At 64.9% G+C, this 25644-nt stretch carries 24 protein-coding genes; 9 read left to right on the top strand and 15 right to left on the bottom strand.

Translation table 11 applies throughout. From position 1 onward, the window contains the following. The first annotated feature begins 63 nt into the window (after positions 1-63). Together WJU17_RS06665 and recQ are read left to right on the top strand one after the other, a co-directional pair. Positions 64-1044, top strand: coding sequence for an aldo/keto reductase (locus tag WJU17_RS06665; RefSeq protein ID WP_346326555.1), 981 nt, complete (start codon positions 64-66; stop codon positions 1042-1044). Continuing rightward, positions 1044-2870 (top strand): DNA helicase RecQ, encoded by a 1827-nt coding sequence (gene recQ, locus WJU17_RS06660; RefSeq protein ID WP_346326554.1) that lies wholly within the window; start codon positions 1044-1046, stop codon positions 2868-2870. Before WJU17_RS06665 ends, recQ begins: the two co-directional genes overlap by 1 nt. Here recQ and WJU17_RS06655 read toward each other — a convergent pair whose 3' ends face one another. The 5 genes from WJU17_RS06655 to WJU17_RS06635 all read right to left on the bottom strand — a co-directional run bounded on the left by WJU17_RS06655 (position 2871) and on the right by WJU17_RS06635 (position 7638). Beyond that, positions 2871-3911: a 2-oxoglutarate and iron-dependent oxygenase domain-containing protein gene (locus WJU17_RS06655; RefSeq protein ID WP_346326553.1), complete on the bottom strand. Its 1041-nt coding sequence runs from the start codon at positions 3909-3911 to the stop codon at positions 2871-2873. Between the two features lie 23 nt (positions 3912-3934). Beyond that, positions 3935-5020, bottom strand: coding sequence for a putative urea ABC transporter substrate-binding protein (locus WJU17_RS06650; protein ID WP_346326552.1), 1086 nt, complete (start codon positions 5018-5020; stop codon positions 3935-3937). 17 nt (positions 5021-5037) lie between these two features. Further along, entirely contained in the window at positions 5038-5838 is an 801-nt protein-coding gene (locus tag WJU17_RS06645; RefSeq protein WP_346326551.1) for a hypothetical protein, read from the bottom strand. Between the two features lie 96 nt (positions 5839-5934). Next, the gene (locus WJU17_RS06640) at positions 5935-6888 is read right to left on the bottom strand and encodes a LysR family transcriptional regulator (protein ID WP_346326550.1); all 954 of its coding nucleotides are present in this window, start codon (positions 6886-6888) and stop codon (positions 5935-5937) included. Between the two features lie 90 nt (positions 6889-6978). Then, positions 6979-7638, bottom strand: coding sequence for a TetR/AcrR family transcriptional regulator (locus tag WJU17_RS06635; protein WP_346326549.1), 660 nt, complete (start codon positions 7636-7638; stop codon positions 6979-6981). 95 nt (positions 7639-7733) lie between these two features. Between WJU17_RS06635 and WJU17_RS06630 the strand changes: the two genes are divergently transcribed. The 4 genes from WJU17_RS06630 to WJU17_RS06615 are packed head-to-tail and all read left to right on the top strand — an operon-like array spanning position 7734 to position 11906. Then, complete coding sequence (locus WJU17_RS06630; protein ID WP_346326548.1) at positions 7734-8879, top strand: FtsX-like permease family protein; 1146 nt, start codon at positions 7734-7736, stop codon at positions 8877-8879. A gap of 3 nt (positions 8880-8882) precedes the next feature. Beyond that, entirely contained in the window at positions 8883-9599 is a 717-nt protein-coding gene (locus WJU17_RS06625) for an ABC transporter ATP-binding protein (RefSeq protein ID WP_346326547.1), read from the top strand. Continuing rightward, entirely contained in the window at positions 9589-10551 is a 963-nt protein-coding gene (locus WJU17_RS06620) for an HlyD family efflux transporter periplasmic adaptor subunit (RefSeq protein WP_346326546.1), read from the top strand. Before WJU17_RS06625 ends, WJU17_RS06620 begins: the two co-directional genes overlap by 11 nt. Then, positions 10548-11906, top strand: a complete 1359-nt coding sequence (locus WJU17_RS06615) for a TolC family protein (RefSeq protein WP_346326545.1) — start codon at positions 10548-10550, stop codon at positions 11904-11906. Before WJU17_RS06620 ends, WJU17_RS06615 begins: the two co-directional genes overlap by 4 nt. 18 nt (positions 11907-11924) lie before the next feature. Here WJU17_RS06615 and WJU17_RS06610 read toward each other — a convergent pair whose 3' ends face one another. From WJU17_RS06610 to WJU17_RS06600, 3 genes are all read right to left on the bottom strand, one after another. Further along, the gene (locus WJU17_RS06610) at positions 11925-12179 is read right to left on the bottom strand and encodes a GlsB/YeaQ/YmgE family stress response membrane protein (protein WP_346326544.1); all 255 of its coding nucleotides are present in this window, start codon (positions 12177-12179) and stop codon (positions 11925-11927) included. Positions 12180-12294: 115 nt separating this feature from the next. Continuing rightward, on the bottom strand, positions 12295-12708 hold the full coding sequence (locus WJU17_RS06605; RefSeq protein WP_346326543.1) for a nuclear transport factor 2 family protein: 414 nt from the start codon (positions 12706-12708) through the stop codon (positions 12295-12297). Between the two features lie 17 nt (positions 12709-12725). Continuing rightward, positions 12726-14054, bottom strand: coding sequence for an aromatic ring-hydroxylating dioxygenase subunit alpha (locus WJU17_RS06600; RefSeq protein WP_346326542.1), 1329 nt, complete (start codon positions 14052-14054; stop codon positions 12726-12728). A gap of 294 nt (positions 14055-14348) precedes the next feature. Here WJU17_RS06600 and WJU17_RS06595 point away from each other — a divergent pair, with 294 nt between their 5' ends. Then, positions 14349-16811 (top strand): TonB-dependent receptor, encoded by a 2463-nt coding sequence (locus tag WJU17_RS06595; RefSeq protein WP_346326541.1) that lies wholly within the window; start codon positions 14349-14351, stop codon positions 16809-16811. Positions 16812-16880: 69 nt separating this feature from the next. On the opposite strand, the gene WJU17_RS06590 is transcribed toward WJU17_RS06595, so the two are convergent. From WJU17_RS06590 to WJU17_RS06575, 4 genes are all read right to left on the bottom strand, one after another. Beyond that, positions 16881-17054: a Nif11-like leader peptide family natural product precursor gene (locus WJU17_RS06590; protein WP_346326540.1), complete on the bottom strand. Its 174-nt coding sequence runs from the start codon at positions 17052-17054 to the stop codon at positions 16881-16883. 168 nt (positions 17055-17222) lie between these two features. Further along, positions 17223-18059 (bottom strand): outer membrane beta-barrel protein, encoded by an 837-nt coding sequence (locus tag WJU17_RS06585; protein ID WP_346326539.1) that lies wholly within the window; start codon positions 18057-18059, stop codon positions 17223-17225. A gap of 162 nt (positions 18060-18221) precedes the next feature. Beyond that, complete coding sequence (locus WJU17_RS06580; protein WP_346326538.1) at positions 18222-19598, bottom strand: aromatic ring-hydroxylating dioxygenase subunit alpha; 1377 nt, start codon at positions 19596-19598, stop codon at positions 18222-18224. 135 nt (positions 19599-19733) lie between these two features. Beyond that, positions 19734-20936 (bottom strand): acyl-CoA dehydrogenase family protein, encoded by a 1203-nt coding sequence (locus WJU17_RS06575; protein WP_346326537.1) that lies wholly within the window; start codon positions 20934-20936, stop codon positions 19734-19736. A 225-nt stretch (positions 20937-21161) separates the two neighbouring features. On the opposite strand from WJU17_RS06575, the gene WJU17_RS06570 reads away from it, so the two are divergent. After that, positions 21162-21830, top strand: a complete 669-nt coding sequence (locus tag WJU17_RS06570) for a DUF3313 family protein (RefSeq protein ID WP_346326536.1) — start codon at positions 21162-21164, stop codon at positions 21828-21830. A 48-nt stretch (positions 21831-21878) separates the two neighbouring features. Here the strand turns inward: WJU17_RS06570 and WJU17_RS06565 are convergent, their stop codons facing one another. Together WJU17_RS06565 and WJU17_RS06560 are read right to left on the bottom strand one after the other, a co-directional pair. Next, positions 21879-22250: a VOC family protein gene (locus tag WJU17_RS06565; RefSeq protein ID WP_346326535.1), complete on the bottom strand. Its 372-nt coding sequence runs from the start codon at positions 22248-22250 to the stop codon at positions 21879-21881. A 59-nt stretch (positions 22251-22309) separates the two neighbouring features. Beyond that, complete coding sequence (locus WJU17_RS06560; RefSeq protein WP_346326534.1) at positions 22310-24124, bottom strand: acyclic terpene utilization AtuA family protein; 1815 nt, start codon at positions 24122-24124, stop codon at positions 22310-22312. 151 nt (positions 24125-24275) lie between these two features. On the opposite strand from WJU17_RS06560, the gene WJU17_RS06555 reads away from it, so the two are divergent. Then, positions 24276-25094, top strand: a complete 819-nt coding sequence (locus tag WJU17_RS06555) for a ThuA domain-containing protein (protein WP_346326533.1) — start codon at positions 24276-24278, stop codon at positions 25092-25094. A 36-nt stretch (positions 25095-25130) separates the two neighbouring features. Here WJU17_RS06555 and WJU17_RS06550 read toward each other — a convergent pair whose 3' ends face one another. Continuing rightward, complete coding sequence (locus tag WJU17_RS06550) at positions 25131-25565, bottom strand: DUF1810 domain-containing protein (RefSeq protein WP_346326532.1); 435 nt, start codon at positions 25563-25565, stop codon at positions 25131-25133. Positions 25566-25644 lie beyond the last annotated feature (79 nt).

Genomic DNA, 25644 nt, shown 5'->3' with positions numbered 1-25644 from the left:
CCGCATTGGAATCGTCATGGGGAAGGTTCACTGTGACGGTCATCGGCACGGGGAGCGAAGGCTATGGAGAAACGGAATCTCGGCGGATTGTGGCCCGTCAGCAGCCTGAGTCTGGGCGGCGGCGGCATTGGTCAGGTCTGGGGCGAAACCACGCGGGAAGAGGCGATCGCCACGACGCGAGCCGCCGTCGATGCCGGTATAACGCTCCTCGACATGGCACCGGGCTATGGACGGGGCGAGGCGGAGATGGTGATCGGCGAAGCGTTTGGCGGACAATTGCCCGATGGCGTGCGAGTCACGACCAAATATCAGCTGGGTTCGCCGGCGGCGGCCGAGGTCTATTCCAAGATGGAAGCGTCGCTGCGGCGAAGCCTCGATCACATGAAACTGGACCGGGTCGACCTGTTCTTCCTCCACTCCAACATCTGTCCGGACGATTATCTCTACCCGCGGTTCGCCGAGCGTCAGGACAGGTTCGCGACCCGCTGGTCGCTTTACCTTGATGCCGTCATTCCCGCGATGGAGCGGTTGCAATCGGCTGGCCTGATCGGTGCGTGGGGAATCACTGGCACCGGTATTCCCTTGGTGGTGAGACAGGCCCTCGCGGAGGAAACCAGGCCCGCGGTCGTGCAGGCGGTTGCCAATGTGATGGACGCCGTAGGCAACATGAAGATGTATGACGAGCCAGGCGAGCCTCGTGCCATCATCGAAGCCGCACGTCGAAACGGTATTGGCGTCATGGGTATTCGCGCCGTCGCGGCAGGGTCGCTCTGCGCCAGCATCGATCGCGCCTTGCCAGAGGACGAGGCAACCGTCGTCGATTATCAAGCGGCCGCGGGCTTTCGCGCGCTCTGCGACGCATGGGGCGAGGACCCTGCCGTCTTGGCGCATCGCTATGCGCTGTCAATGCCCGGAGTCGATACGGTCGTGTTGGGTGTCAAGAATCGGGTTGAACTCGCCGCCTGCGTCGAGGCGGCGAAACGTGGGCCGCTATCGGACGCGGAGGTAGCATCCATTGATGGGTTGGGACTAAAAAGGGCCTGATGACTCGCCCCGATTCCCCGCAAGATCCCAAACGCCAGGTCCTGAAGGACGTCTTCGGCTTCGACGATTTCCGTCCGGGTCAGGAGCAGGCCGTCGACACCATTCTTTCAGGCAACCATGTGCTGACGGTCATGCCGACCGGCTCGGGCAAATCGCTATGCTTTCAGGTGCCCGCGCTGGTCATGGGCGGGCTGACCATCGTTGTGTCACCCCTGGTCGCACTGATGCAGGATCAGGTTGCCGCGCTGCGGCTTGCCGGCGTGGCGGCGGAAAGCATCAATTCCTCGCGTCACCGGGACGACAATGTGATGGCGTGGAAGCGGGCGGCGTCCGGCCAGACGCGCCTGCTTTACATGGCGCCGGAGCGGCTGATGACCGATCGCATGCTCGCTGCGCTCTCCAAGCTGCCGATTTCGCTGATCGCCATCGACGAGGCGCACTGTATCTCGCAGTGGGGACCGGCGTTCCGGCCGGAATACGAGGCGCTGTCGCGGCTGCGCGAGGTATTTCCCGGCGTGCCGGTCGCGGCGCTGACGGCGACGGCCGACGAGGTGACGCGGGCCGATATCGCCCAGCGCCTGTTCGGCGGCCGGGTCGAGATGCTGGTGCTCGGCTTCGACCGGCCCAATATCAAGCTGACGGTCGAACCCAAGCACGAGTGGAAGAAGCAGTTGCTCTCCTTCGTGAAGCGCCACCCGGGCCAGAGTGGCATCGTCTATTGCCTGTCGCGCAAGAAGACCGAGGAAGCCGCCGAATTTCTGGTCGCCAACGGGGTCCTTGCCCGCGCCTATCACGCTGGCATGGACAAGGAAGGCCGCGAGGTCAACCAGAATGCCTTCATGACCGAACCGGGCATGGTCATGGTCGCGACCATCGCCTTCGGCATGGGCATCGATAAATCCGACGTGCGGTTCGTCTTCCACGCCGACCTGCCGGGCAGCCTTGAAGCCTATTACCAGGAGATCGGCCGCGCCGGTCGCGATGGCGGCAAGGCCGAGGCGCACATGCTGTTCGGTCTCGCCGACATCCGTATGCGCCGCATGTTCATCGACCAGGAGGAAGCCGGTGAGGAACGCAAGCGGCGCGAACACCAGCGGCTCGATGCGCTCCTGGGGTATTGCGAGGCGCCCATGTGCCGGCGCCAGATCCTGCTCGCCTATTTCGGTGAGCCATCGGAGCCGTGCGGCAATTGCGATTTGTGCCTCAACCCGGTCGCGCTGGAGGACCGCACGGAAGACGCGCGCAAGGCACTATCGGCGGTGCACCGCAGCGGCGAGCGCTATGGAGCGGCGCACGTGATCGATATCCTGCGCGGCGCGGATAATGAGAAGGTGATCTCGGCCGGTCACCATGAGTTGCCCGTCTTCGGCGCCGGCGCCGGCCGCAAAAAGGAAGAATGGCGCTCCATGATCCGGCAGCTCGTCGCCGCCGGGTTCCTCAAGATCGACATCGGCGGCTATGGCGGCCTGGGCATCACGCCCAAAGGCAGGGCCCTGATGCATGGCGATGAGGTGTTCCGCTTCCGCCCCGAAGTGCTGCAGCGCGCCGGCAAGCGTAAGGGCCGCGAGATCGAGGCGATGGAGGACATGAGCGGCGAGGATGTGTCGCTGCTCGCGTCGCTGAAGGAATTGCGGCTCAGGCTGGCCAAGGAACGGCAGGTCCCGGCTTATGTGATCTTCTCCGACCGGTCGCTCGCCGACATGGCGCTGCGCCGGCCGCGCGACAGCGACCAGTTCGCCGAGGTCAATGGCGTCGGCGCCGCCAAGCTGCGCGAATTCGGCGACATGTTCCTGACGGCGATCCGCGACCACCGTGACACGGTCTAGTCATACGCGAGGGCGATCCAGCCGGGATTCCTGACCGAAGGACGACAGTCCCACGGCGTTATCGGGCAGGCAGATCTCGCCCTTGGCGAGCCGGGCCTTCTGGTAGCTGAAGCTCTGCGCCGTCTGGGCAAAGAGGTGTTCACCGGCCACCAGACCCGGCCGTCTCATTTCACCCTGGGCGACGAACCGCTCGAGCGGCTGGACGGCTGTGTCGTAGTCGAGGGAAAAGAACAGCGGAAACGAATAGCGTTCTTCCCTGAGATTGCGGACCCGGTGGGAGGTGGCGACAAACTGTCCATTGGTCAGCAACTCCAGCATGTCGCCGATATTGACGATGAAGGCACCAGGCACCGGCGGCGCGTCGATCCACTCGCCCGCGCCGTTCAGGACTTCGAGGCCGGGGCTTGTGGATTTGAGCAGCGTGAAACATTCGTAGTCGGTATGGGCGCCGATGCCGGGCTGATCGCGCGCGCGGTCGTTGACGGGGTAGTGGATCAGCCGGAGCTGGCTCGGCGGTTTGATCAGATGAGGCTCGAAAAACTCGGGCGCCTCGCCGATGGCCCGCGCAAAGCCGCTCGCAAGCACTCGGCCCAGATCGAACACGGCCTCGTAATAGGCGCTGACCGCCTCGGGGAATCCGGGCAGATCGGGCCACTGGTTCGGGCCGAGCAGCGGGTTGCCGGCCCGGTAGTCTGGGTCGTCGTCCGGCAGGTCGCGGGACAGGTCGAACGCTTCCTTCATATCCTTGCTGCCGGAGGCGAAAACCTCCTCGCCTTCGGGCACATAGCCGCGATGGTTGGTCGAGCGGCCGATATAGACCGCCATCTTCCGGTCGAGGGGCAGGGCGAAGAACCGTTTTGCCGCATCGAGGACACCGTCGAACAATGTTTCGTCGACGCGGTGGCCGGTGACGTAGAGAAAGCCGACCTCCCGCGCCGCCCGTCCCAGTGCCTCGGCCACCCGGTCCTGAGCCGCGTCATCTCCGTAGAGGCCGGAGATATCGACCATGGGAATGCGGGAGAATCGCTCGGGCGTGCTCATGGGTGATCTTCCTTGAACGAGGACTAAAGCTTGCCGGCAGCGGCCATCCGCATGTACGAATCGTCGAACCGAAGCTTGATGTTGGCCTTGTCGCCCAGCACTTTGCCGCCGGGGAAGGCGATGCCGATGGCATCCTTCGACTTCACGTTGCTGCCCATCAGATTGTTCGCGAAGCAGAAGCCGCGGACGCGGTCCATGATGGCCATCATCTCCGGCGAGGCGACGAAGGCGGCACCATCCGCCGGCTCATAATAAAAATAGGTCGTTTTCACCTGAGCGTCGAATTCCGCCAGGGTCGTGCCCGAGGCCTCGGCCATGAACTGGCGTGCCTTGATCCCCTGCGCGTCCTGCTTGCCCATGATGGCCATGACTTCGAACCAGGCGCCGGTCAGTGCCTTGCCGAGCGCGGGATTGGCCCGAAGAGTGGCCGTGTTGACCATCAGGATGTCCTGAAGTTCGGCCGGGATCTGGGTCGACAGGAAGACGACGCTGATGTCCTTGTTCTGCTGGATCTGCATCAGGCCGGGGTTCCAGGCGACGATGGCATCGACGCCACCGGTCTGGAACGCGGCGACGAAATCGGCGTCGGAGATGTTCTGCAGCTCGACATCGCTGTCCTTCAGGCCGACCGTCCCCAGCGCGCGTGCGAGCATGTAGTGGGACACCGAGAACTGCACCAGGCTAACCGTCTGGCCCTTGATGTCCTTCAGGCTCTTGCCCTTACCCTTCAGGATGATGGCGTCATTGCCGTTGGAATAGTCGCCGATCAGCAAGGCTGTCGTATCGACGCCGCCGGCGGCGGGAATGGTCAGGGCGTCCATGTTGGTGCCGACCACCGCGTCGAATTGCCCTGCGGTGTACTGGTTGATGGACTCAACATAGTCGTTCATCTGCACCGCCTTGACGGAGATGCCGTACTTGTCGCCCCACTTCTTCAGGATGCCGGACTGCTCGGCATAGGCCCAGGGCATGTAGCCGGTATAGATCGACCATGCGACGGTAAAGTTCTTCTTGGTCTGGGCCTTGGCGGGCACGAAGGCCGCCGACAGGGTCATAGCAATGAGGGCCACCAGGAAAGTCGGGGTCCAGCGAAAGCTCCAGCGGGTCATTTCGGTCTCCAGAGGGGTCAGGGGGTGCAGGGCAGCGGGGAAAGACAGTTCAGGATCGAGTCGGTGTCACCTTCCGCGGCGATGATCTTCCAGTCGCGGAACAAGGGCGCGCCGTCGGGGGCGATGTCGGACGACGAAAGCCGGCCAGCGCCGGGAATGGACATCAGCGCCAGTTCGCGCCCCTCGCGGAAGGGCAGGCTCGACTGCTCGATGCGCCAGACACCGGCCTGGATGCCCCCGGCCGAGATCTCGCAGTCGATCATGGCGCGCGCGGCGGCGGGCGATCCGCTGCCGCCGACGCACTGCGACAGGGTGACGTTTCTGGGCAGCGGCGCCGCGCGGTCCCGCGCATACATGAAGGCGTCGCCGACGCGGACGATGAATCCGTCGATGCCGGTATCCGATTGGCGAAGGTGCAGCGCACCGCAGGGCCGATTAACCTCACTCGCGCGGTGCCAGTGCTCGATGTAGGGCACGTCGCGCCCCTGTTCGACCAGCATGCCGGCTTCGAAACACAAATGGCCGGCATCGGATTGGTCGCTAGGGGGCTGAAAGTCGATGGTCCTGCGCCATTCGAAGGCATCGCCGTCGGCGACCAGAGTGCCGGCGAACCCCTCCTGAGCGGCGAGCCAGGCGACATCGTCCGCAGTCAGGTCATCCAGCCGCTGCACCCGGCTGAAATCGGGCCGATTGGCCGGACAGCGCAGATCGGCGTACCGGGAAGGGCCTTGCAGGTAGTGGACGCTCGTCGTCTCGTCGCGCCGTCCGTCCGGCCACGCGATCAGCGAGCGCCGCCAGAGGCCTTGAAGATCGCCCATACGGGGCATTGCCGTTTGTATCTGCATCCGGCAAGTCTGCTGCCAACGTCGGCAGGCTGGTAGCCGTTCACTGTCAATGCAAGGCATAGACCCAGTCTATGGGCGCTCCATGCTGGCAAGGATCATCTCCAATAGCGATCGTGCAGGCGCGCTCAGCGTTTCATCGGGGCGGGTGACCAGATAGACGTGATAGCTCGGCAGGAGTGCCTCGGGCAGCAGGGGCCAGAGAGGCGCGCCGTCCTGCGCGACGACGGTCGGGAGAAAGCCGACGCCGATGCCCAGTTCGATCAGCTTCTTCACTTCGTGCAGCGTCTCGGCAAATCCACCTGCCCGGCGACCCAATCCGAAGCGCCGGCGGAAATGTTCGAGATCCTCGGGTTCATCCTGGCCGGTCAGCACGAACGCCTCGTCGACCAGGTCGCGCGGATGGCGCGGCGGCTGGCCGTACAGCCGATGACTCGGGCCGCAATAGAGTTGCTGCACCTCGACCAGCAGGGACTCGTACCGCAGCTCTTCACTGGGGGCGCTGTCACAGGCGACGCCGATATCAACCTCGCCCGCCTTGACCGCGTCGATCACCGCACGCCACGGCGCGATGTCGAAGCGGATCTCGACGCCCGGATGCTGCTGGTGAAACGCGATGGTGGCGCGATCCATCTCTGGTGACACAAGGTCCGAGATCATGCGGACCGCGACCGCGCCCGCCAGCGTGCCCGCCGCCGTCGCCGTATCGAGCGGCAGACGGCAGATGGCGCCGTGGATGTCTTCGCACGCCGCGAACAACGCCCGGCCGGCCGGATTGAGCTCGATGCCGCGCGCCGTCCGGTCGCACAGCGTTACGCCGAGATGATCCTCCAGACGCTTCAGGGCGGCGCTGACCGTGGGCTGCTGCTTGTTCAGGGCACGCGAGGCCGCGGTGATGCCGCCGGCCGAGACGATCTCGTGGAAGACCTTCAAGAGGTTCCAGTCCAGATTCCGCGCAAAGAGCGGATAGGTCTCGGTCCGGCCATCCCGCTGGGTCATGAGTCCGCGTTCGCCCTTGCCATCCATGTCGGCGCCCCTTGAATGCTAGCGCGATCCAGGGTGGTGTCGCCAGCCCGCCGAACTGGCGGCGACGCATGGCTCTCGCGCGATCCCGGTCTAGCGGGCGCCGCGACTGCGCGCGGCGAGGAAAAGGTCGACGCAGTCGGCCAGATAGGCTTCGGTGTACGCTGGGTCCCTCGGGTCGAGGTGGAGCAGGGCGCGCATGTGTGCTTCTCCCTTCACCATGGAGAGGAATTGCCACGCCGCCATTTCCGGGTCCGGGATATGCAGGCGTCCGCTTTCCATCTCGGCGCGCAGGAACGCCACGACCTTCGCCTTGGTAGGCTCGATGGCCGTCCGGAAGAACAGGTCCGGCAACTGGGGATGGCGCTCGCCCTCGTTGAGCATGAGGCCATGCATCCTGACGGCATCGGAATCCGTGATGAGCGCCAGGAACCGGCGGGCGATGGCCATCAGGCTTTCGGCGAGCGGCTGGCCGGGGCGCGGCGCCAGCGTCGCCTCGTCCATGAAGCTGGAGCATTTGGCGATGATGGCGGTCTGCAGCAGCGCTTCCTTGTCCTTGAAGCGCGCATAGACGGTCGCCTTCGCCACGCCGGCGGCATCGGCGATGGCGTCCATGCTCACCGCCTCGAAGCCGTGCTGCAGGAACAGGCGCTGCGCCGCCGCGATGATCGCCTGCTGCTTCGCCGTATCGCGGGGGCGGCCGCGCGACTTTTTTTCGGTGGGTTCGATAATACCGTCTCTCCCAATTGACATACTAGCCAGACTAGTATTGTAATTAGAAATGTAGCTCAGTTCAAATCGCCGCGCCGGATACCGGCGACGCACCGCGGAACAGGAGGGTTCCGAGGATGAGGATAGTCGCGCTCAAAATGCTGACCGGCGACCGCGCCAAGTACTTCGCGCTGATCTTCGGCATCGCGTTCGCCACCCTGCTGATGAGCCAGCAGATCTCCATTTTCATCGGCCTGATGAACCGGACGGCGAGCCAGGTGCTGGACGTGCGCGAAGCGGATGTCTGGGTCATGGATCCCCGGGTGAATTACATCGACGAGGTTGAAGCGCTGCCCGACGAGGCGCTGGGCCGCGTGCGCAGCGTGCAGGGCGTGGAGTGGGCGGTTCCGTTCTACAAGGGCCTGGCCATCTTCCGTACATCGGATGGTCTCGTCAATCAGGTCAGTCTGATCGGCGTCGATGACGAGACGCTGGTCGGCGCGCCCCGCATCTGGCAGGCGGGCGACCTGGAGAGCCTGCGCGAGCCGGACGCCATCCTGTTCGATGCCCAGGGCGCCGCGTTCATCTGGCCCGGCAAGGATCCCTTGAGCGCCATGGGGCAGGAAGCCGAGATCAACGACAACCGGGTCGTGGTGCGCGGCATCGTCGATGCGTCGGCGCCGTTCATCACCTTTCCCGTCGCTTACATGCGCTATTCGCAGGCGGTGTCGGTCACGCCGCCGACCCGCAACAAGATGAGCTTCGTCCTGGCGCGGGCGCGGGACGGAGTCGCGCTGGAAGAGCTCGCGCGCCGGATCGAGGCGCAGACCGGGCTGCAGGCGCATACGCGTGAGGGCTTCGCCTGGCGCAGCATCTTCTACTATCTGACCCGGACCGGCATTCCCGTCAATTTCGGGATCACCATCATGCTGGCCATCATCGTCGGCGCGGCGATCACGGCGCAAACCTTCTACCTGTTCGTGATCGAGAACCTGAAACAGTTCGGCGCGCTCAAGGCGATCGGCGCCACCAATGGCCAGATCGCCGGAATGGTGCTGCTGCAGGCCGCCGTGGTCGGTGCCATCGGCTTCTGCTTCGGCATCGGCGCCTGCGCGATCTTTTTCAGCTTCACGCAGAGCGTGCCCGCTTTGGAAGGCTTCGTCCTCCGCTGGCAGGTGCTGGCCGGCGTGGCCGGCGTCGTCGGCCTCATCATCGTCATCGCGTCGCTCGGCAGCCTGCTCAAGGTCTTCCGGGTCGATCCCGCCATCGTCTTCAGGGGATAGGGCATGAGCCACGCCGTGGAGGCACGCGCCATCGATATGGAGTTCGGGTCCAACGGCACCCGGACCAGGGTGCTGCATGGTGTCGACTTCAGCGTCGACATGGGCGCGCTCAGCATGCTCGTCGGGCCCTCGGGCTGCGGCAAGACGACCTTGCTGTCGATCCTGTCCGGCACCCTTCGCCCGACCGCCGGCGAGGTGGACATCATGGGCCAGCGCATCACGGCCATGGCGGACAGCGCGAAGGTCAGGTTTCGCCGGCACCACATCGGCTTCATCTTCCAGCAGTACAATCTGTTGCCGGCGCTGACGGCGTCGGAAAACGCCGCCATGCCCCTGGTCACCGCAGGCCTGTCGCTGCGCGACGCGGCACGCAAGGCCGCGGACGTGCTGGAGCGCCTCGGCATGGACGCGCATGTGGCCAAGCTGCCGCGCCAGCTGTCCGGCGGGCAGCAACAGCGGGTCGCCATCGCCCGCGCCATCGTTCACGAGCCCGCGCTGGTGGTCTGCGACGAGCCGACCGCCGCGCTGGACGCGGAATCCGGACGGCAGGTTATGGCGCTGCTCAAGGACGCTAGCGCGGATCCAGGCCGTGCCGTGCTGGTGGTGACCCACGACAACCGCATCTACCACTACGCCGATCGCATCATCGCCATGGAAGACGGTCGCATCGCCGGCGATTCCGCCAACAACACGCTGCCGGAGGAACTGCATGTCCACTAGCATTGTCACGCGCTACGGCCTTCCGGTCATCGCCATCGGGTTGCTGGTCTTCGCGATCGTCTCGACCGTGCGTCCCGCGCGCGGTCGGACGGAACCGGTGCTCACACCTTCCGCCGCGCCCTTCGAGTCGGCGGTCGCGGGCGTGGGCGTGGTGGAGCCCATGAGCGAGATGATCGCCATCGCCACGGAACTGCCGGGCGTGGCCCGCGAGGTGTTCGTCGTACCGGGGCAATCCGTGACGGTTCATGCGCCGCTGTTCCGGCTCGACGACCGGGCGCAGCAGGCCGCACTCGCGCAGGCCGCCGCCGGGCAGGAGGTGGCGAGGGCCGCTCTCGCGGCCGCCGAGGTGGCGCTGGCGGACGAGCGTCAGCGCCTGGAGCTGTTCGAGGCGGTGGCCGATCCGCGTGCGGTCAGCATCGACGAAGTCTCCCGGCGCCGCTTCGGTGCCGAGCGGGCGGCGGCGGCGGTGAAGCAGGCCCGGGCCGGGCTGCGTGCCGCCGACGCGCAAGTGGCCGCGGTGCAGACCGAACTGGACCGGCTGACCGTTCGCGCACCGATCACGGGGCGGGTATTCAGCGTGGATATCCGTCCGGGCGAGTTCGCGGCGGCGGGGCCCGCCCAGACACCCCTGATGACGATGGGTTCGGCCGAAAAACTTCATGTACGGGTCGAGATCGATGAGACCGATATTCCCCGCGTCGCCGATGGCGCGACCGCCTCGGGTACCTTGCGCGGCCGCGCGGACCGGCGCATTCCGTTGACGTTCGTGCGTTTCGAGCCGCAGGCGGTGGAGAAACGGGCGCTTGCGGGCGGTGCCGAGCGGGTCGCCAGCCGGGTAATCGAGGCCATTTACGCCTTCGAGCCCGCCGGGACGCCGGCCTTCGTCGGCCAGCGCATGGACGTCTACGTCGAGGCGCCGCCGCTGGCCCGGCAGGCGGAGCGCCGGTCATGAAGACGCCTGCCTCGCTTATCCTCATCGCTGCTCTTGCCGGCTGTACGTCCATCCCGGAAACGGCTGAGCCCAGGGCGGTTCCCGCAGCATGGTCGCAGGCTACCCTGCCGGCGGCGGAGATCAGTGACCAGTGGTGGCGCGGCTATGGTGATCCGGTGCTCGAGCGCATCGTGGCCGAGGCCGGTTCCGCCGATACGGTGGAGATCGCCCGCTCGCGGCTGGCGGAGGCGCGGGCTGGATTGCGCCGCGCCCGTGCCGAACTCGCGCCCCGGATCACCGCCGGCGGCGAGGCGGCGCGCAGCAAGGCAGGAGACGACCCGGTCCGTTCGGACAGCTACGGCGGTTCGCTGACGTTGGGATGGTCGCCGGATATTTCCGGAGCGGAGCGCAGCCGCGCGGCCGCCGCCAATGCTCGGGCGCTGGGGGCCGAAGCCCGGCTGGCGGCGACAAGAATGGAGGTGAGGCACACCGCCGTGCGCCTCTACATCGCGATCCGCCAGGCGCAGCAGCAGCGCGGCGCGGCCATCCGTACCGCCGCCTCGCTGGAGGAGACGGCCCAGATCGCTGCGTCGCGTCACCGCGCGGGGCTGGTGCCGGAACTCGACACCGTCCAGGCGCGCGCCGCGTTTGCCCAGGCGCGGACCCGCCCGGAAGAACTCGCCCTCGTGGAGGCGGAGGCCCGGCTGGCGCTCGAAGCGTTGCTTGGCCGTCCGCCGGGGGGGCTCGCCGGCGTTCTGGCCGGAGATGCCGCGATCCCGCCGGCCAGTGTCGCCGCGCGGGCCTTGGCCCCGGCCGAAGTCTTGGTACGCCGTCCTGATTTGCGCGAGGCGGAGCAGGCGCTGGCCGCCGCCGGCTTCGATGCCCGCGCCGCGCGCGCCGATTTCTGGCCGCGTCTTTCACTGTCCGCCATGGTCGGCGGGCAGGACGTGTCGCCGGCCACGCCCTTTCTCGGGCCGGGCGCGGTCTATGCGCTGGGGGCGAACGCGGCTGGCACGCTGCTCAGCTTCGGGCGGCTGGAAGGGGCGCGCGACGGCGCCGATGCCCGCCTGCAGACGGCGGCATACGTCTATCGCGAAGCGGCGGCACGGGCGCTCAGCGACGTCGAGCGTGCGCTGGCCGCCGGATCGGCGGCGGAGGCGCGGCGCGCCGATCTGGACAAGGCGCTTGCGTTGACCCGGGACCAGACCACTCTCGCCGGCGCCCGTTACCGCGCCGGGCTGTCACCGCTGCTCGAGGTTCTGGTCGCCCAGCGGGCTGCTTTCGATGCCGAAGCCGCGCTGGCCGCCGCCCGGGCGGATGCCGCGCTGGCCTACGCCGACCTCAGCGTCGCCATGGGTCTGGGCGGCGAGGGATGAGGCTGAAGCGCCGCAGATCTAGCGGCGGCGGCCGGCGATGAGGCCCCAGATGGCGAGCACGATGATCGCGCCGACGATGGCGCCGATGAAACCGCTCGTTTCGCCTTCCATGTACCAGCCGAGCGCCCGTCCCAGATAGGTCGCGACCACGGCGCCGACGATGCCCAGGATGGTGGTGAGGATGCAGCCTTTCGGCTCGTTGCTGCCGGGCATGATGAATTTGGCGATCACACCCGCCACGAAGCCGATCAGTATGGTCCAGAGAATGCTCATGGAAATCGTCCCTCCCAGGATCGCCACGGCGGTTGTTCGGGGCCGGGCCGGCGCAGAGTAGCAAGGCTGGCGTGATCGGGCAATTCACAGACCGCGCCGCCACCTCACCGCGCCGTCAGCCCTGATGCAGGACCTTGAAAGCGCGCCGCTGGAACAGCCAGCGTCCGTTCGATTTCACATACTCATCATCGTAGCGGCCCGTCACCCGGTAGGTGGCGCCGGTCGCGTCGGTCACCAGTTCCGACGTGTAGGTGCGGCCGGTCGCCCGGTCGCCGGTCACCGCCAGGGAGCCCGGCGTCTGGATGTTGCACTGGAACGGGTAGTTCTTCATCGCCTCGATCCAGGTGGCCACGATGGTCTCCCGGCCCTCCATCAGTTCCCAGCCTGGAAAATCGGGCATGCTCCAGGAGGCGTCTTCCGCCCAGAGACTGCCCCATTCGGCCGGATCGTTGCGGGTGACCGCGTCACCATAGGTCGCGACCAGTTCCCGAATGGCGAGGCGGTCTTCAACAGGCCCTTCGAAAGCCATGGCGATCTCTCCTGTCTTTATCTGCGGCCTTCCAGATAGTCGTTCAGCACCTCGTGGAACCGGCGAACGCGGCTTTCCTGTCCACTCAGATGCGCGTCGGTATAGCCGCGTGAGTGAAACCCCTTCTGCTGGCCCACGGCGACGCTGAGGTCCTGAATCAGGAACGAGTCCGCCATGTCGGGGATCGGCGTGCCGCTGCCATAGGGAATGATCTCGTGATCGGCCTCTTCCAGGGGGCGCATGCCGACGATGGTCGCGACCTGCGTGGCGCCTTCGACCTTGGGCGCGAGGAACCAGTAATCGAAGGTGCATCTCTCGGGATCAGTCGGGTGCGGCTCGGTGCGGAAGAAATGCACGCCTTCGAAGGTGCCGGTCATGGTCACGTTCGGAAAAAGGGTGTGATGAAAATAGTCGGTCAGCTCGTCGTCCGACCATGAGGCATAGTAGGCGTAACCGCGCGCCGGGCCGAGCGCGCGGCGCTGCTTCTGCAAGGCAAGACGGCCATCGCGGGCACGCCCGGCGAAGTCGGCGGGGTTCAGGTCCCATTGCTGCAGCAGTGCGTCCCAAGGGGCTTCGACCTCGTTGGGGTGCGGCGCGCGCATGGAGGGCTGGCCCTGTTCGATCATCCGGTTGTGCCCGTTGGGATACATCTCGAAGATCGTGTTCAGATAGTCCTCGTCGGTGGTCGTCGCCAGTTGGGGATGGACCGTTGGCAGATGATAGGATTCGTTGAAATTGTCCGATGAAAACTTCCAGTTGGCGTCCACGTCGAAGGTGCGCCACACCGGTCGGACCATGTTCTTCAGGTCGCGGTTGGCGAACAGGCGCGGGATCGGGTCCAGATAGTCGAGCAACGGGCGGGGCTCGGGATCCATGGTGTACCAGACGAAGCCGCCCCAGGTGTCGCAGGCGACCTCGACCAGCTTGAGTGTGCCGCACGGGTTGCCGTCCGCGAAGTCGTCCGGGTCCTGGACGTGTTCCAGCACGCCGTCGATGCCCCACTTCCAACCATGGTAGGAACAAGTCAGCCCGTCGCCGCTACCCTGTTCGCTCCAGGCCAGCCGGTTCCCTCGGTGCCGGCACGAATTGTAGAAGGCGCGGATCGCCCCGTCCCGCTGGCGAAAGACGACCACCGACTCCTGCAGGAAGTTGTGCAGCATATAATCGCCTGCATCCGGGATGTCGGTTTCGCGCCCGGCGATATGCCAGATGCGGGTCCACATGGCATCCCATTCGCGGCGGGCGAAATCGCGTGAATAATACCGGTCTCCGGTGATGGGATCACCGCGCAGAACCGGTTCGATGGCGGCGGTGCCGGCCACGCCGGCGAGTTCGTCTTTCCCCATTTTCCTGCTCCTGACGTATGCGCACGAGGCGACCATCTGTGGCTCGGTCCAAGCATGCTTGCTGAAAAGGCCTAAGGAAACCAGTCAAAAAAACGTCGTCACCGTCTAAAGCCAAATGGATTGCTTGTTTTCATCATTACCGTCAGTTAGCGTTAACTGCCCGACAAAGGTCGGGCGGGGCGCGAGAGGCCGGATCAACCGGCACCAGCGCAACGGGGAGCAGGCCTCATCAGAAGCCTTTTCCCATGAACGGGATAACGCCTCGGCAGGGGCTAGACGCGGGGAGCATTTCTGATGAATTTCGTCATGGCCCGGGCCGGGAACAGGTCCGTCCGAAGGATTGTGTTGCTGGCCAGCGTGGCGGCGATCTGCGTGGTGGATGCCGGTGCGGCTCTCGCGCAGTTGGAGACGGTGACGGTGTCGGCGCGAAAGCGCGGCGAGGAGGACGTGAGAAACATTCCCGTCGCGGTCGATGCGCTGCCAGGCGAGGTCATCGATCGCTTCAGTATCACGAATCTGAAGGACGTGGCGTCCATTACCCCCTCGCTGATGATCGTGCGATCCGAAAGCGGCAGCGGCGCGTCCATCAGCATCCGAGGCATCGGCTCGCCATCGACGTCGATCGGCATCGAGCAGTCGGTGGCTGTCATCGTGGACGGGGTCTATTACGGTCAGGGCCGGGTCATCAACGAAGGCATGTTCGATACCAGCCAGGTCGCGGTCCTGAAAGGTCCTCAGGCGCTGTTCTTTGGCAAGAACGCGACGGCTGGCGTGATTTCCATCGAGACCAACGACCCGACCGACGAGTTCGAGGTCATCGGCCGGCTGGGCTATGAATTCCGTACCGAGACCATCAAGGGCGAGGCGATCGTTTCCGGTCCGATCAGCGACAAGCTGGGCATGCGCCTCGCCGTCCAGTCCTCGCACATGTTCGGCGGTTACATCACCAACGAGGCGACCGCGAGCACCTATACCACGACCGACGCCGCGACCTTCGCCTCGACCGTGCACCCGATCGACGCGCCGCGTTGGGGCAAGTGGCCGGGCGAGGAGAACTTCTTCGCGCGCCTGACCATGAAGGCAACGCCGAGCGATCGGCTGACACTCACCCTGAAGCCGGACGTGGCGTCCTACAGCTCCCACTCCATGACGCACGGGACAGAGGCGCGATTCTGCCCGCTGGGCGGGGTGTCGCAACTGTCGGGCGAGGTGTGCAAGGGCGACTGGACCGGCGCCTCCAATCCCTTTCCCCAGGTCGTCGCGGACACCAATCCGCTGGTGGGTCGCCGTGACGGCGACACGTTCGAGAACTACTTCCGGTGGGGCCTTACCGGCACTGTCGATTACGAAACCGATACGTTCTCGTGGAACACCGTGCTCAACTATCACCGGCTGCGCAACCGCTGGGCCAACGACAACGACCTGACGGCTCTGCCGATGGTGTGGGCGGCCGAGCGCTACACTTACCGGGCGTTTTCAGCGGAATCGCGGGTGTCGAGCAGTTTCGACGGCCCGATCAATTTCGTCCTGGGCGGCTACTACCAGACCACGCGCAACCAGTTCGATCAGGACGTCATCTTCGCGGGCGCGGAGAACAGCGCCGCGGTCGATCCCACCGACGTCTACACCGCCTACGAAAAAGTCTCTTCGACCAAGGGATCGACCTATTCGATCTATGGCCAGCTGATCTGGGAGTTCCTGGAGAACTGGGAACTGACGGGCGGCGCGCGCTACCTGCACGAGAGCAAGGATTCCTACTTCACCCAGCCCTATGTGAACCCGTTCTTCGTCGGCCTGTTCGCTCTCGGCACGATCACCGACGATGCGTCGTTCGACGATGTCTCGCCCGAGGTGACCCTGACGTGGCGCCCGACCACCAACCTGACGGTGTATGGCGCGTACAAGCAGGCCTTCAAGTCAGGCGGCTTCTCGAACAGCGGCATTCTCGGCGTGTTCTCCACCGTGGAGGATTTCGCCTTCGAGCCCGAGGACGTGGAAGGGTTCGAGGGCGGCATCAAGGCCTCGCTGGCCGATGATACGGTGCGGCTGGAGCTGAACGCCTATCGCTACACCATCAAGAACCTGCAGATCGACTTCTTCAATTCGCCGACTTTCGCCTTCATCACGACCAATGCCGGCAAGTCCAAGAGCGAAGGGTTCGAATTCAGCGCGGATTGGGCGCCGCCGTCGGTCGATGGTCTGACCCTGCGGGGGTCCCTCAACTACAACAATGCCCGCTACAAGCAGTTCATCGGTCCATGCTGGGCCGGCCAGACGCCGGCGCAGGGCTGCACGCTGGTCACGGCGCCGCCCGCCAGCGTCCCGCAGCAGGATCTGAGTGGCGCGCCGCGCGCCATGGCGCCCAAGATCGTCGTCGGGCTCGGCGCCAATTACGAAACGCCGATCGGGAACGGATTGATGCTGGGGCTGTCGGTGGATGCGCAGTACAGCAGCAAATACTGGGCGACCGTCTTCGCCAATCCGTTCGACGTGCAGGGAAGCTATTTCCTGCTCAACGCGGCGATCCGGATCGGCGGTGATGATGATAGCTGGCAGGTGGCCATTATCGGCAAGAACCTGACCAATCAGTACCTGTTCTATCCCGGACTCGATCTCGCCCTGTCCGGCGGCAATACCGGTTGCTCGGGTGTGGGCGATCCGCGTCCGTCCTGCCTCGGCGGCGGCTTCGCGGCGGACCAGGGCAACAGCACCAACATGCCGCGCACGGTCGAGGTCCAGCTCACCCTGCGTTACTGAGACACATGGCCGCAGATAGGAAAACAGCGCCCGATGGGCGCTGTTTTTTTATTCGGTATGCAGGCCGATTTACTTCTTCAGGCCGTCCACGACGGCGCAGACGAAATCATAGGCCGTGCAGGACGCGCCGGCTTCGGCGCTGACCTGCTCGAACTGCTCCGGGCCGGCCGCCTTGATCTTCTGCTGCAAGGACTCATCGTCCTTCATGAAACGGATAAACCGCTCGGCGTTTTCGACTGACATCTCTTGAATTCCCCTGTTTCGCGCTTGGATTCGGTCTGCGTACATGCAGGCGTAAATGTTTTAAGCCATTCAGCGGGGCGGGCCAAGAGGGCAGTGAAGTCGGACGGCGCGTTTATGATGGCCCGCCGTGCCTCCTTGTCGCACGGAAACACGGCGGGCGAGAGCTGCCTAGAACCGGTACGACGCCGTCAGCCTGACGCTGTGGTAGCTGAGGCTGGTGTCGCTGCGTCGGAAATCCGTCCCCGCCGGATTGACCAGCAGAAAGGGATTGGTGGACGGCGCGGTGCCGGGGCCGACCGCGACTCGGTAGTCATTGTCCTTCAGGTCGGTATAGAGGTACTGGATGCCGACGGACAGATTTCGGCTCAGCTTCTGCTCGACACCGCCGCCGACGCTCAGGCCCCACGCATCGGAATTGCCGTTGCCGGTGAAGCTGTTGGCGCCGTTGCTGGTGGTGAAGCTGTTCTTGACCTTACCGTAGGCGCCGCCGCCCGTGGCGTAGATCAGCGTGGTGCCGTTGGGCGTGTAGCCGATGCGCGCGCGCAGGCCCGCATTGTGCTTGAGCTTGCGGGTCATCGTGTAGAACGCCGGCGTGGTGCTGAAGCCGGACACGCTGTCATCGATCTCGGCACGACCGAACTCGGCGATCACGCCGATGACCCAGTTGTCGTTGATCTGCTGGTCGAAACCGATGTGGCCGTAATATTCAATGCCGTCGCCATCGCTGTCGCAGCCGGATGCGGGGGTCGGGCCGGTCGCCGCGCCGCCGCAAAAGCCGGGGGAAAAGGCGTCAGCGCCCATACCCGTCCTGACGGTGTCGCCAAACGAGCCGTCCAGATCATTGTCGAACAGGATGCTCGAGCCATTGTCTCCGCCCTGGAACGCATAGCCGACGGAGCCGCCGGCATAGAAGCCAGTCCACTGGTCTCCGGCAGTCTGTGCAAGGGTTGGGGAGGCGGCGGCCGCACCGGCCAGCGCTGTGAGGGTCACCAGAACTTTCTTCATGCTTTCATCCTTCAATCGCGCCCCCAACGGGTGCTGTACGCCGTGGCGGCGTGATTGGATGCGACAGGACGGAAAACATTCTTACGGTGCGGCTAAAATACCACATAAAGCGGCGCGGCTGATGCCGCCCGCCGCGTCATGAGGTGGAAGGGTCTTCTCTGCCTAGCGCGAGAGGTATTTATCCATGGTCTCGTGGACCCATCGGATACGCGATTCCTGGTAGCGCGACAGGGTCTCGGCGCCTTTCTCGCTGGCCAGCATGCCTTCGTGCTGCCAGGCCAGGATCTGGGTGTCCTGATCCAGCACGCTGCCCATGAACTCGCTGACGCCCGGGACATCCTTGTAGGAGTCCTTCTCGGTGATCCGGACGATTTGCGCCGGATCCGGCTCTTCCCCAGGTTTGGCGGGGCGGAAGACGATGACCTCCAGCGTGCAGCGGTTCACGTCGGTACCGAGCGGCCGGACCTGCTGAATCTGGGGCAGGCCGGGACCGCCGTAAATGAACAGGTTCGGAAAGATATTATACTTCAGTGAATCGATCATCTCCGCATCGGTCAGATGCGACATGTCAAGGCCATAGGTGCTCTTGAACGTCTTGCGCATCTCCTCGGCCATGACCACGCGCGCCGTCTTGCCCTCGGGCACCTTCACGCGTTTTTCCGCAGGAACGATTTCCGGGTCGCCCAGGAGAGAACGGTCCAGAAGGTCCTGCTGACTCAGGCCGAGCTTGGATGCCGGACTGGACACGCCGAGCGGGCACAGGTCGCGGCTGACATGATCGCCGAAGATGTCGTGCTGCATGTTCCAGTCGCCGACCACATGGGTCATTTCAGGATGCACCAGCGGCGTGTGATAGGCCTCCATGAAGGCCTCCTGCGCCGTCTTCCAGTTACAGCTGAGCTCTTTCTGGATGTGCAGGTAGGGATACCAGTTGGTGAAATCCCAGTTCCTGAAGTGCTCGGGCACGACTTCGAGATAATCGAGAAGGGGCTTCGCCTCCGTGTCCATGTTGATGAACACGAAGCCGTTCCAGCTTTCCACCCGCACTTCCGGCAGGCGGTTGGCCTCGTAGTCCAGATGCGGGAAGTCCCATGAGCATGGCACCTCGTTCAGCGTGCCGTCCAGGTTCCAGGTCCATCCGTGATAGGGGCATTGCAGAGTGGGCGAATAGCCCGAGGATGCGGACGGCTTCAGCTTGGTGCCGCGATGGAGGCAGGAGTTGTGATAGGCCTTGAGACCATCGTCGGTGCGCACGATGACGACGGAATACCGCCCGATATCATAGACGTAATAGTCGCCGGTCTCGCGGATGTGCTCGTCGCGGCAGGCGAACTGCCAGACCTTGCGCCAGATCTTCTGCATTTCCAGTTCGAAGAACTCGGGCGAGGTATAGCGATGGAACGGTATGTCGGCCGTGCTCTGCGGCGGATTGGACTGGCGGGTCAGCACTTCGGCGACCGGGCCGCTGTCGCCGCGAATGATGTCCTGATAGCTCGGGCCGGGGCAACGGCCCTCCAGCTGCTTCACTTCCACGTTCATTCTTGTCTCTCCCCAGACAGCCGAGCGCCATGACAGTCGATCAATACCGACAGTCATGTCAATTATATCGGAATGTAGTCCGGAGTCACGACCGACTGGCACCGGCATCACGAATAGCGCTGGAACGCCCGAGGGTCAGAGGTGCAGCACCGCCTTCGAGATGATCTCGCGCTGGATTTCCTTGGCGCCGCCATAGATCGAGGCGGCCCGCTTGTTCAGGTACTTGCCCATGGCGGCCGCGCCATAGGACGGCCCCGGATATTCGTCGTCATTCACCATGCCGGTCAGGCTCGGCGGCGGTAGTGGCGCGGCGTAATAGTCCATCGCCTCGATGGCGAGTTCGCTGATCCGCTGGTTGATCTCCACGCCGGTCGCGCTCATCACCGATCCTTCCGGACCCGGGCGCTGGCCCGCCGCGACCGAGGACATGATGCGGCGTTCCGTCATCTCCAGGCCCATGACGCCGATCTCGAGCTTGGCGATCTCGCTCCGGAAATAGGGATCGGCGATCAGCGGCGCGCCGTCGCTCCGCTGCGCCGCGCCCATGGCCTTCAGCTTCTGGATCGCCGCCTTGTATTCGCCCGACGCGCCGCCGGCCCGCTCGAATTCCAGCAGAAACTTGCCGTAGTCCCAGCCCTGGCCCTCGGCGCCGACCCGGTTCGAGACCGGGATGCGGACATCGTCGAAAAACACTTGGTTTACCTCGTGATCGAGGCCGAGCGTGATGATCGGATCGATCTTGATGCCGGGTGTCTTCAGGTCGACCAGCACGAAGCTGATTCCCTCCTGCTTCTTGCCCGTATTGTCCGTGCGCACCAGGCAGAAGATCCAGTCGGAGACGTGGGCGTTGGTCGTCCAGATCTTGCTGCCGTTCAGGACGTATTCGTCGCCCTCGCGCACCGCCCGCATCTTCAGCGACGCCAGGTCAGACCCGGCACCCGGTTCGGAATAGCCCTGGCACCAGTAATGCTCCCCCGACAGGATCCGGGGCAGGAAGAAGTCCTTCTGCTCCTGGGTGCCGAAGGTGAAGATCACCGGCCCCACATAACGCAGGCTCATGGGAATGAGACGCGGCGCGCCCGCCTGGGCGCACTCCTGCAGGAAGATGTACTGCTGGGTCGGGGTCCAGCCGGTGCCGCCATATTCCTTCGGCCAGAAATAGCCGACCCAGCCCTTCTTGTAGAGACGGCGATGCCATTCCATGACCACGTCCTTCTCCACCCAGACCGTGGTGGTCCTGGCGGTCGCTTCGCGGATATCCGGCGTCAGCTGCTCGGCGAGGAAGGCGCGGACCTCCTGCTGGAAGGCGCGGGTTTCGGCATCGAAGGAAAGGTCCATGGTGAACTATATCCTGGTATAGTGCTGGTGGCTGTAACGTAGCGCCGATGCGGTCTGGCCGCCAGAGCGTTGGCGGGGCATTCATCGCGCCGGTGTCCGCCATATAAGTCGTCGCGCTCGGCACGCCATTACTTTAACTGATCGATCAGGCCGCTGAAAGACGGCCGGGCCTGTGGTGCCGCGCCGCGGTTGTCATTAGGCTTCGCGCTTTGAATGGAGGAACTGTTGAATCACACGGCTTTTGCCAGCTTATCGCTGCGCCTGCGGGCGGTCTGCCTCATCCCGGCGCTGTTTCTCGCGGCACCCGTCGCGGCACAGCCCGCCGATCCCATCGTTTCGGACGCGGTCGCTTCCGGTCTCCAGCCTGTCGGCGACCGCCAGCTCGACGTGGTGTTCGCCGCACCCGGCGTGAATCTGGGCGCATACCGCGCGGTCATGCTCGAGCCGATCACGGTCAATTATCTGCGTGACGACAAGCGCATGTACCGGCTGAGCCGTGCGGACATGACCAAGCTTCAGGCGCTGGCGACGAGTGTGCTGGAGACGCAGCTGGCCGGCCGGTACAGCGTGGTCACCGAGCCCGGCGAAGGCGTGCTGGCGATCCGCGCGGCCTTGGCCAATGTCTGGCTGGCGTTCCCGAAAGGCGCGGAAGCCGGCGGACAGCCGACGCTCGCGGAATATGCCGTGCGCATGAGCCTCGAGGCCGAACTGATCGATTCCGTCTCCAACCAGGTTCTTATGGTGGTGGCCGATCGTCAGGGCGGGCGGGTCCACGAAGCATCGGCGCCGGTGACGAGCGACGATGCCTGGAGCGAAGTCGAAAAGGCGATTGCGTTCTGGGCCGGCGCGCTGCGCAAGCGGCTCGATAGCGCTGAACCGGCCGACACCAAGTAGGGGCCGGCCAGGTTCATCAAGACGTTCCCGGACCGCGTCCGGGAACGATCAGCCGAACTTGAAGGCGCAGAGCTTGTTGCCGTCCAGGTCTCGGAAGTAGGCGAAGTAAGCGCCTGGCGCACGCTCGCCCGGGTCGCCGTCGGTGGTCCCGCCCAGCTCCAGCGCCTTGGCGTGAAACGCGGCGACTTCATCGGTCGTGTCGAAGCTGAAGCCGATCATGGAGCCGTTACCCACCGTCGCGGGGTTGCCGTCATACGGACCGAGAACGCCGAACATGCCGGCGGCACCAGCATAAAGACGTCCGCCCGAGGGATGCTCGAACCGGGGCTTCATGTCGATTGATGCCATCAGGGCATCATAGAAGACCTTGGCCTCTTCCAGCCTGTTCGATCCAACGGTGCAGTAGCCGATCTTCGCCATGATGCGTCTCTCCCCAAAGATTGTTTCGGAAAATCAATAACACGCGTGCGCCCGTGGTGTCACGCCGCAGCCCGTTTCAGGTTCTGCGCAAGCGATGCGGGAAGGGGAACTTCAATCTCCAGCAATTGCTGTGCCTTGCCCTTGGCCAGCTGGTCGAGGCGCATGGTGGCCATGCCGCCGCCGCCCAGCGCCTCGTGGCACAGGAAATTGAGGGCGTGCATGCCCGGCACGTCGAAACGTTCGACGCGCGGATGGGCGGCGCCCGCGAACTCGTGGGCGAACCAGTCGCGCACCGCGTCCACGCTCAGGGCGGCGCGGATGTAGGGCAGATATTCGGGACGGCGGGCGATGACGGCCACGTTGAACTTGTCGCCCTTGTCGCCGGAGCGGCCCCAGGCGATATCGACCAGCCTCACCATCACCGCGTCTGGACCGAGATTCGCGCTTTCGGTGCCGGGCCGGGTGATCTTGGCCGGATCGAACCCGCCGGCTGTCGTGATGGCGACAGTTTCGGTCTTGCCGTTGAGGTCGATGGTGACGCGCACACGGTCCTTGGCGAGGGCGAAGGAAAACAGGCGGATGACAGGCGTGACATTGGGCCGGCCCGCATACCAGCCGGTGTTGCCGACCATCATGGAGGTCATCGGGGCACTGATCTCGCGCGAGAATATCTCCAAAGCGGCCTTGTCTTCGTGCTCGACGCCGATCTTCGAAATTACTTCCCGCGCGCCGCGCATGCGCGAATGCGCGCCATAGGTCGTCTCGGCGCCCAGGCTCTCGATATGGACCGCGCGGTAGGGCCCCATGTTGCGGCCGCGCAGCATCTCCTCGGTCCGCTCGATGAGCGCGGCGGCCTGTCTTTCGGCCTTCGCCGCGGCATTCATGCCGACGATGGGCAGGATGCCGATGGCGCGGTAGCCATCCTGGAAGGTGGCGCAGACCTTGTAAGTGGCGGTGGGCGCGCGGCCTCTTGCGCCTGACACGCTGACCCGGTCCTTGCCCTCCTGCGCGATGATGACGTCCGACCAGTCGCAGGCCACGTCGGGCAGCAGATAGGCCTGCGGGTCGCCGACCTCATAGAGCGTCTGCTCGGAGATGGTGCCGACGGTGACGATGCCGCCGGTGCCTTCCGCCTTGGTCATGACGAACGTGCCGTCGGCGCGGCATTCGGCGATGGGATAGCCGATATGGGCCCAGTCCGGCACGTCTTCCCAGTCGGTGAACAGCCCGCCCGTCGCCTGCGCGCCGCATTCCAACAGGTGGCCGGCCAGACTGCCGGCGGACATCATGTCGTAGTCGGTATCGGCCCAGCCGAACTCGTGCATCAATGGCCCAAGCACCAGCGCGGAATCGACGACGCGGCCGGTGATGACCACGTCCGCGCCGCGCGCCAGCGCCTCGGCGATGGGCCGGCCGCCCAGATAGGCGTTGGCGCTGGTGATCCGCTCCGGCGCGGGCATGGCGGCGCCTGAATACATCTCGGTCACGCCCTCGGCGGCCAGCGCGGGGATGCGGTCGCGGATGTCGTCGCCCTCGACGATGGCGATCTTCAGGCTCACGCCCGCTTCGGCGGCGATCTTTTCCATCCGGGCGCGGCAGGCGCGCGGGCTGATGCCACCGGCATTGGTTACCAGCTTGATGCCCTGGCGGGCGATCTCGGCGACGTTTTCCTTCCAGACCCATTCGGTGAAGTCGTGCGCGTAGCCGCCGTCCGGATTCTTGGCGCGGGACTTCACCAGCAGCGACATGGTCACCTCGGCGAGATAGTCGAGGACCAGGTAGTCGAGCTTGCCGCCCTTGATCAGTTGCGGCGCGGCCACCGAACTGTCGCCCAGGAAGCCGCCTGCTGATCCGATCCTCACGATTTTGCTCATCCGTCTCTTCCCTCGTCGGCGCTGCCCGATATGATAACCTGCACAGGCGCAGGTTCGTCCGGCTGGTTCCTAACGGCCGATTTCCGCCGTGGCAAGACCGCCGGTAACAGGGCTATCGTAGCGACCGCAACGAAAACAGGGGAAGTAAACAATGACCGTCAATGTTCTGCTGGTCACCAAGGGCCATCCGTTCGATTACAATGGCTTCTACGCGATCTTCGACGAAAATCCCGATCTGAACACGACGGTGGTCGAACAGCCGGCCGCCCAGATCATCCTGCGTCCGGAATACGTCAAGGATTACGACGCGGTCGTGTTTTACGACATGTGGGGCACGGAACATGACGGCGCGGCCGCCTTCAAGGCGCCGCCGGCGCATTACGTCGAGACCATCGAAAAGCTGCTCGACAGCGGCAAGGGCCTCGTCCTGCTGAACCATGCGCTGGTGCAATGGCCGGGCTGGAGCCTGTGGCGCGACATCTCGGGCACGTCATTCGCCCTGTCGGAATCCGAGGTCTATGGCGAGAAGGTGCCGGGATCCGGCTATCGCGGCGGCGGCGGCGAGCCGCACCGCAACGGTACCCACTTCCTGTCCGTGGTCGATCCGTCCCATCCGGTGACGAAGAACCTTGGCAAGGGCTTTACCGTGACCGACGAGATCTACCTGAAGACATCGGGGTTCGAGAGCAATCCGGACATCGTGCCGCTGCTGCGCAGCGACTACGATTACTCGCCGTCCAACTTCAACCCGCCGCCGCTGGCGCCGCAGGCCGAGAAGGACCGCTGGAATCATCCGCCGGGGAGCAATCTGATCGCCTGGGCCAAGCGCACGGGCAACAGTCCGGTGGTGGCCAGCGAAGCCGGCGACGGTCCGGCAGCCTATTCCAACCCGGCATTCCGCCAGTTCCTCGCCGATGCGATCAAATGGGTTGCCTCGGACGAAGCGAAAGCCTGGGCGCGAAAGCGCTAAGCAGATCGGAGCGCGGCATCCGCGCCGCGCTCCGGCCTAACGCTGGCGCAGCAGCTCCAGCGTCTTCGGATCGGGCTCGCCGGCATGAAACGCGGCGAGCGCCTTCCCGAAAAGATCGCGGTCCTGCTGTTCGGTCGCGGCCTGTTCGAACAGGGTCATACTGGAGCGGAACTTCAAATCGTCCGGCGTGCCCAGAATATGGCGGATCGGGGCTCCGGCGTGTCGCAGCACCAGTCGGGTGGCCTCGCGCAGGCGCTCGCCCAGCGCGGGATCGGCCAGATAGCGCCGGGCGTGATCGAGATTGCCAAGGGCATAGCGCCGTGCCATGGCGCTATGCCCCAGCCCCTCGATCTGGGGAAACACGAACCACATCCAGTGGCTTTGCTTTCGCCCGGCGGCAAGCTCGCTGGTGACCTGGTTCCAGACGGGGGATTGCGCCGCGATGAACAGGCTCAGATCGTCGGATGTCACGGATCGCTCCATCGTGCAGGGATGCCGCCCCGCTGGCGGCATCCGAGCCCTATATCAACCGCTGAAGCGCCCGATGGTA

This window comes from Iodidimonas sp. SYSU 1G8, assembly GCF_039655775.1.
Lineage (GTDB): Bacteria > Pseudomonadota > Alphaproteobacteria > SMXS01 > SMXS01 > RI-34.
This window is presented reverse-complemented; position numbering and strand designations above follow the sequence as displayed.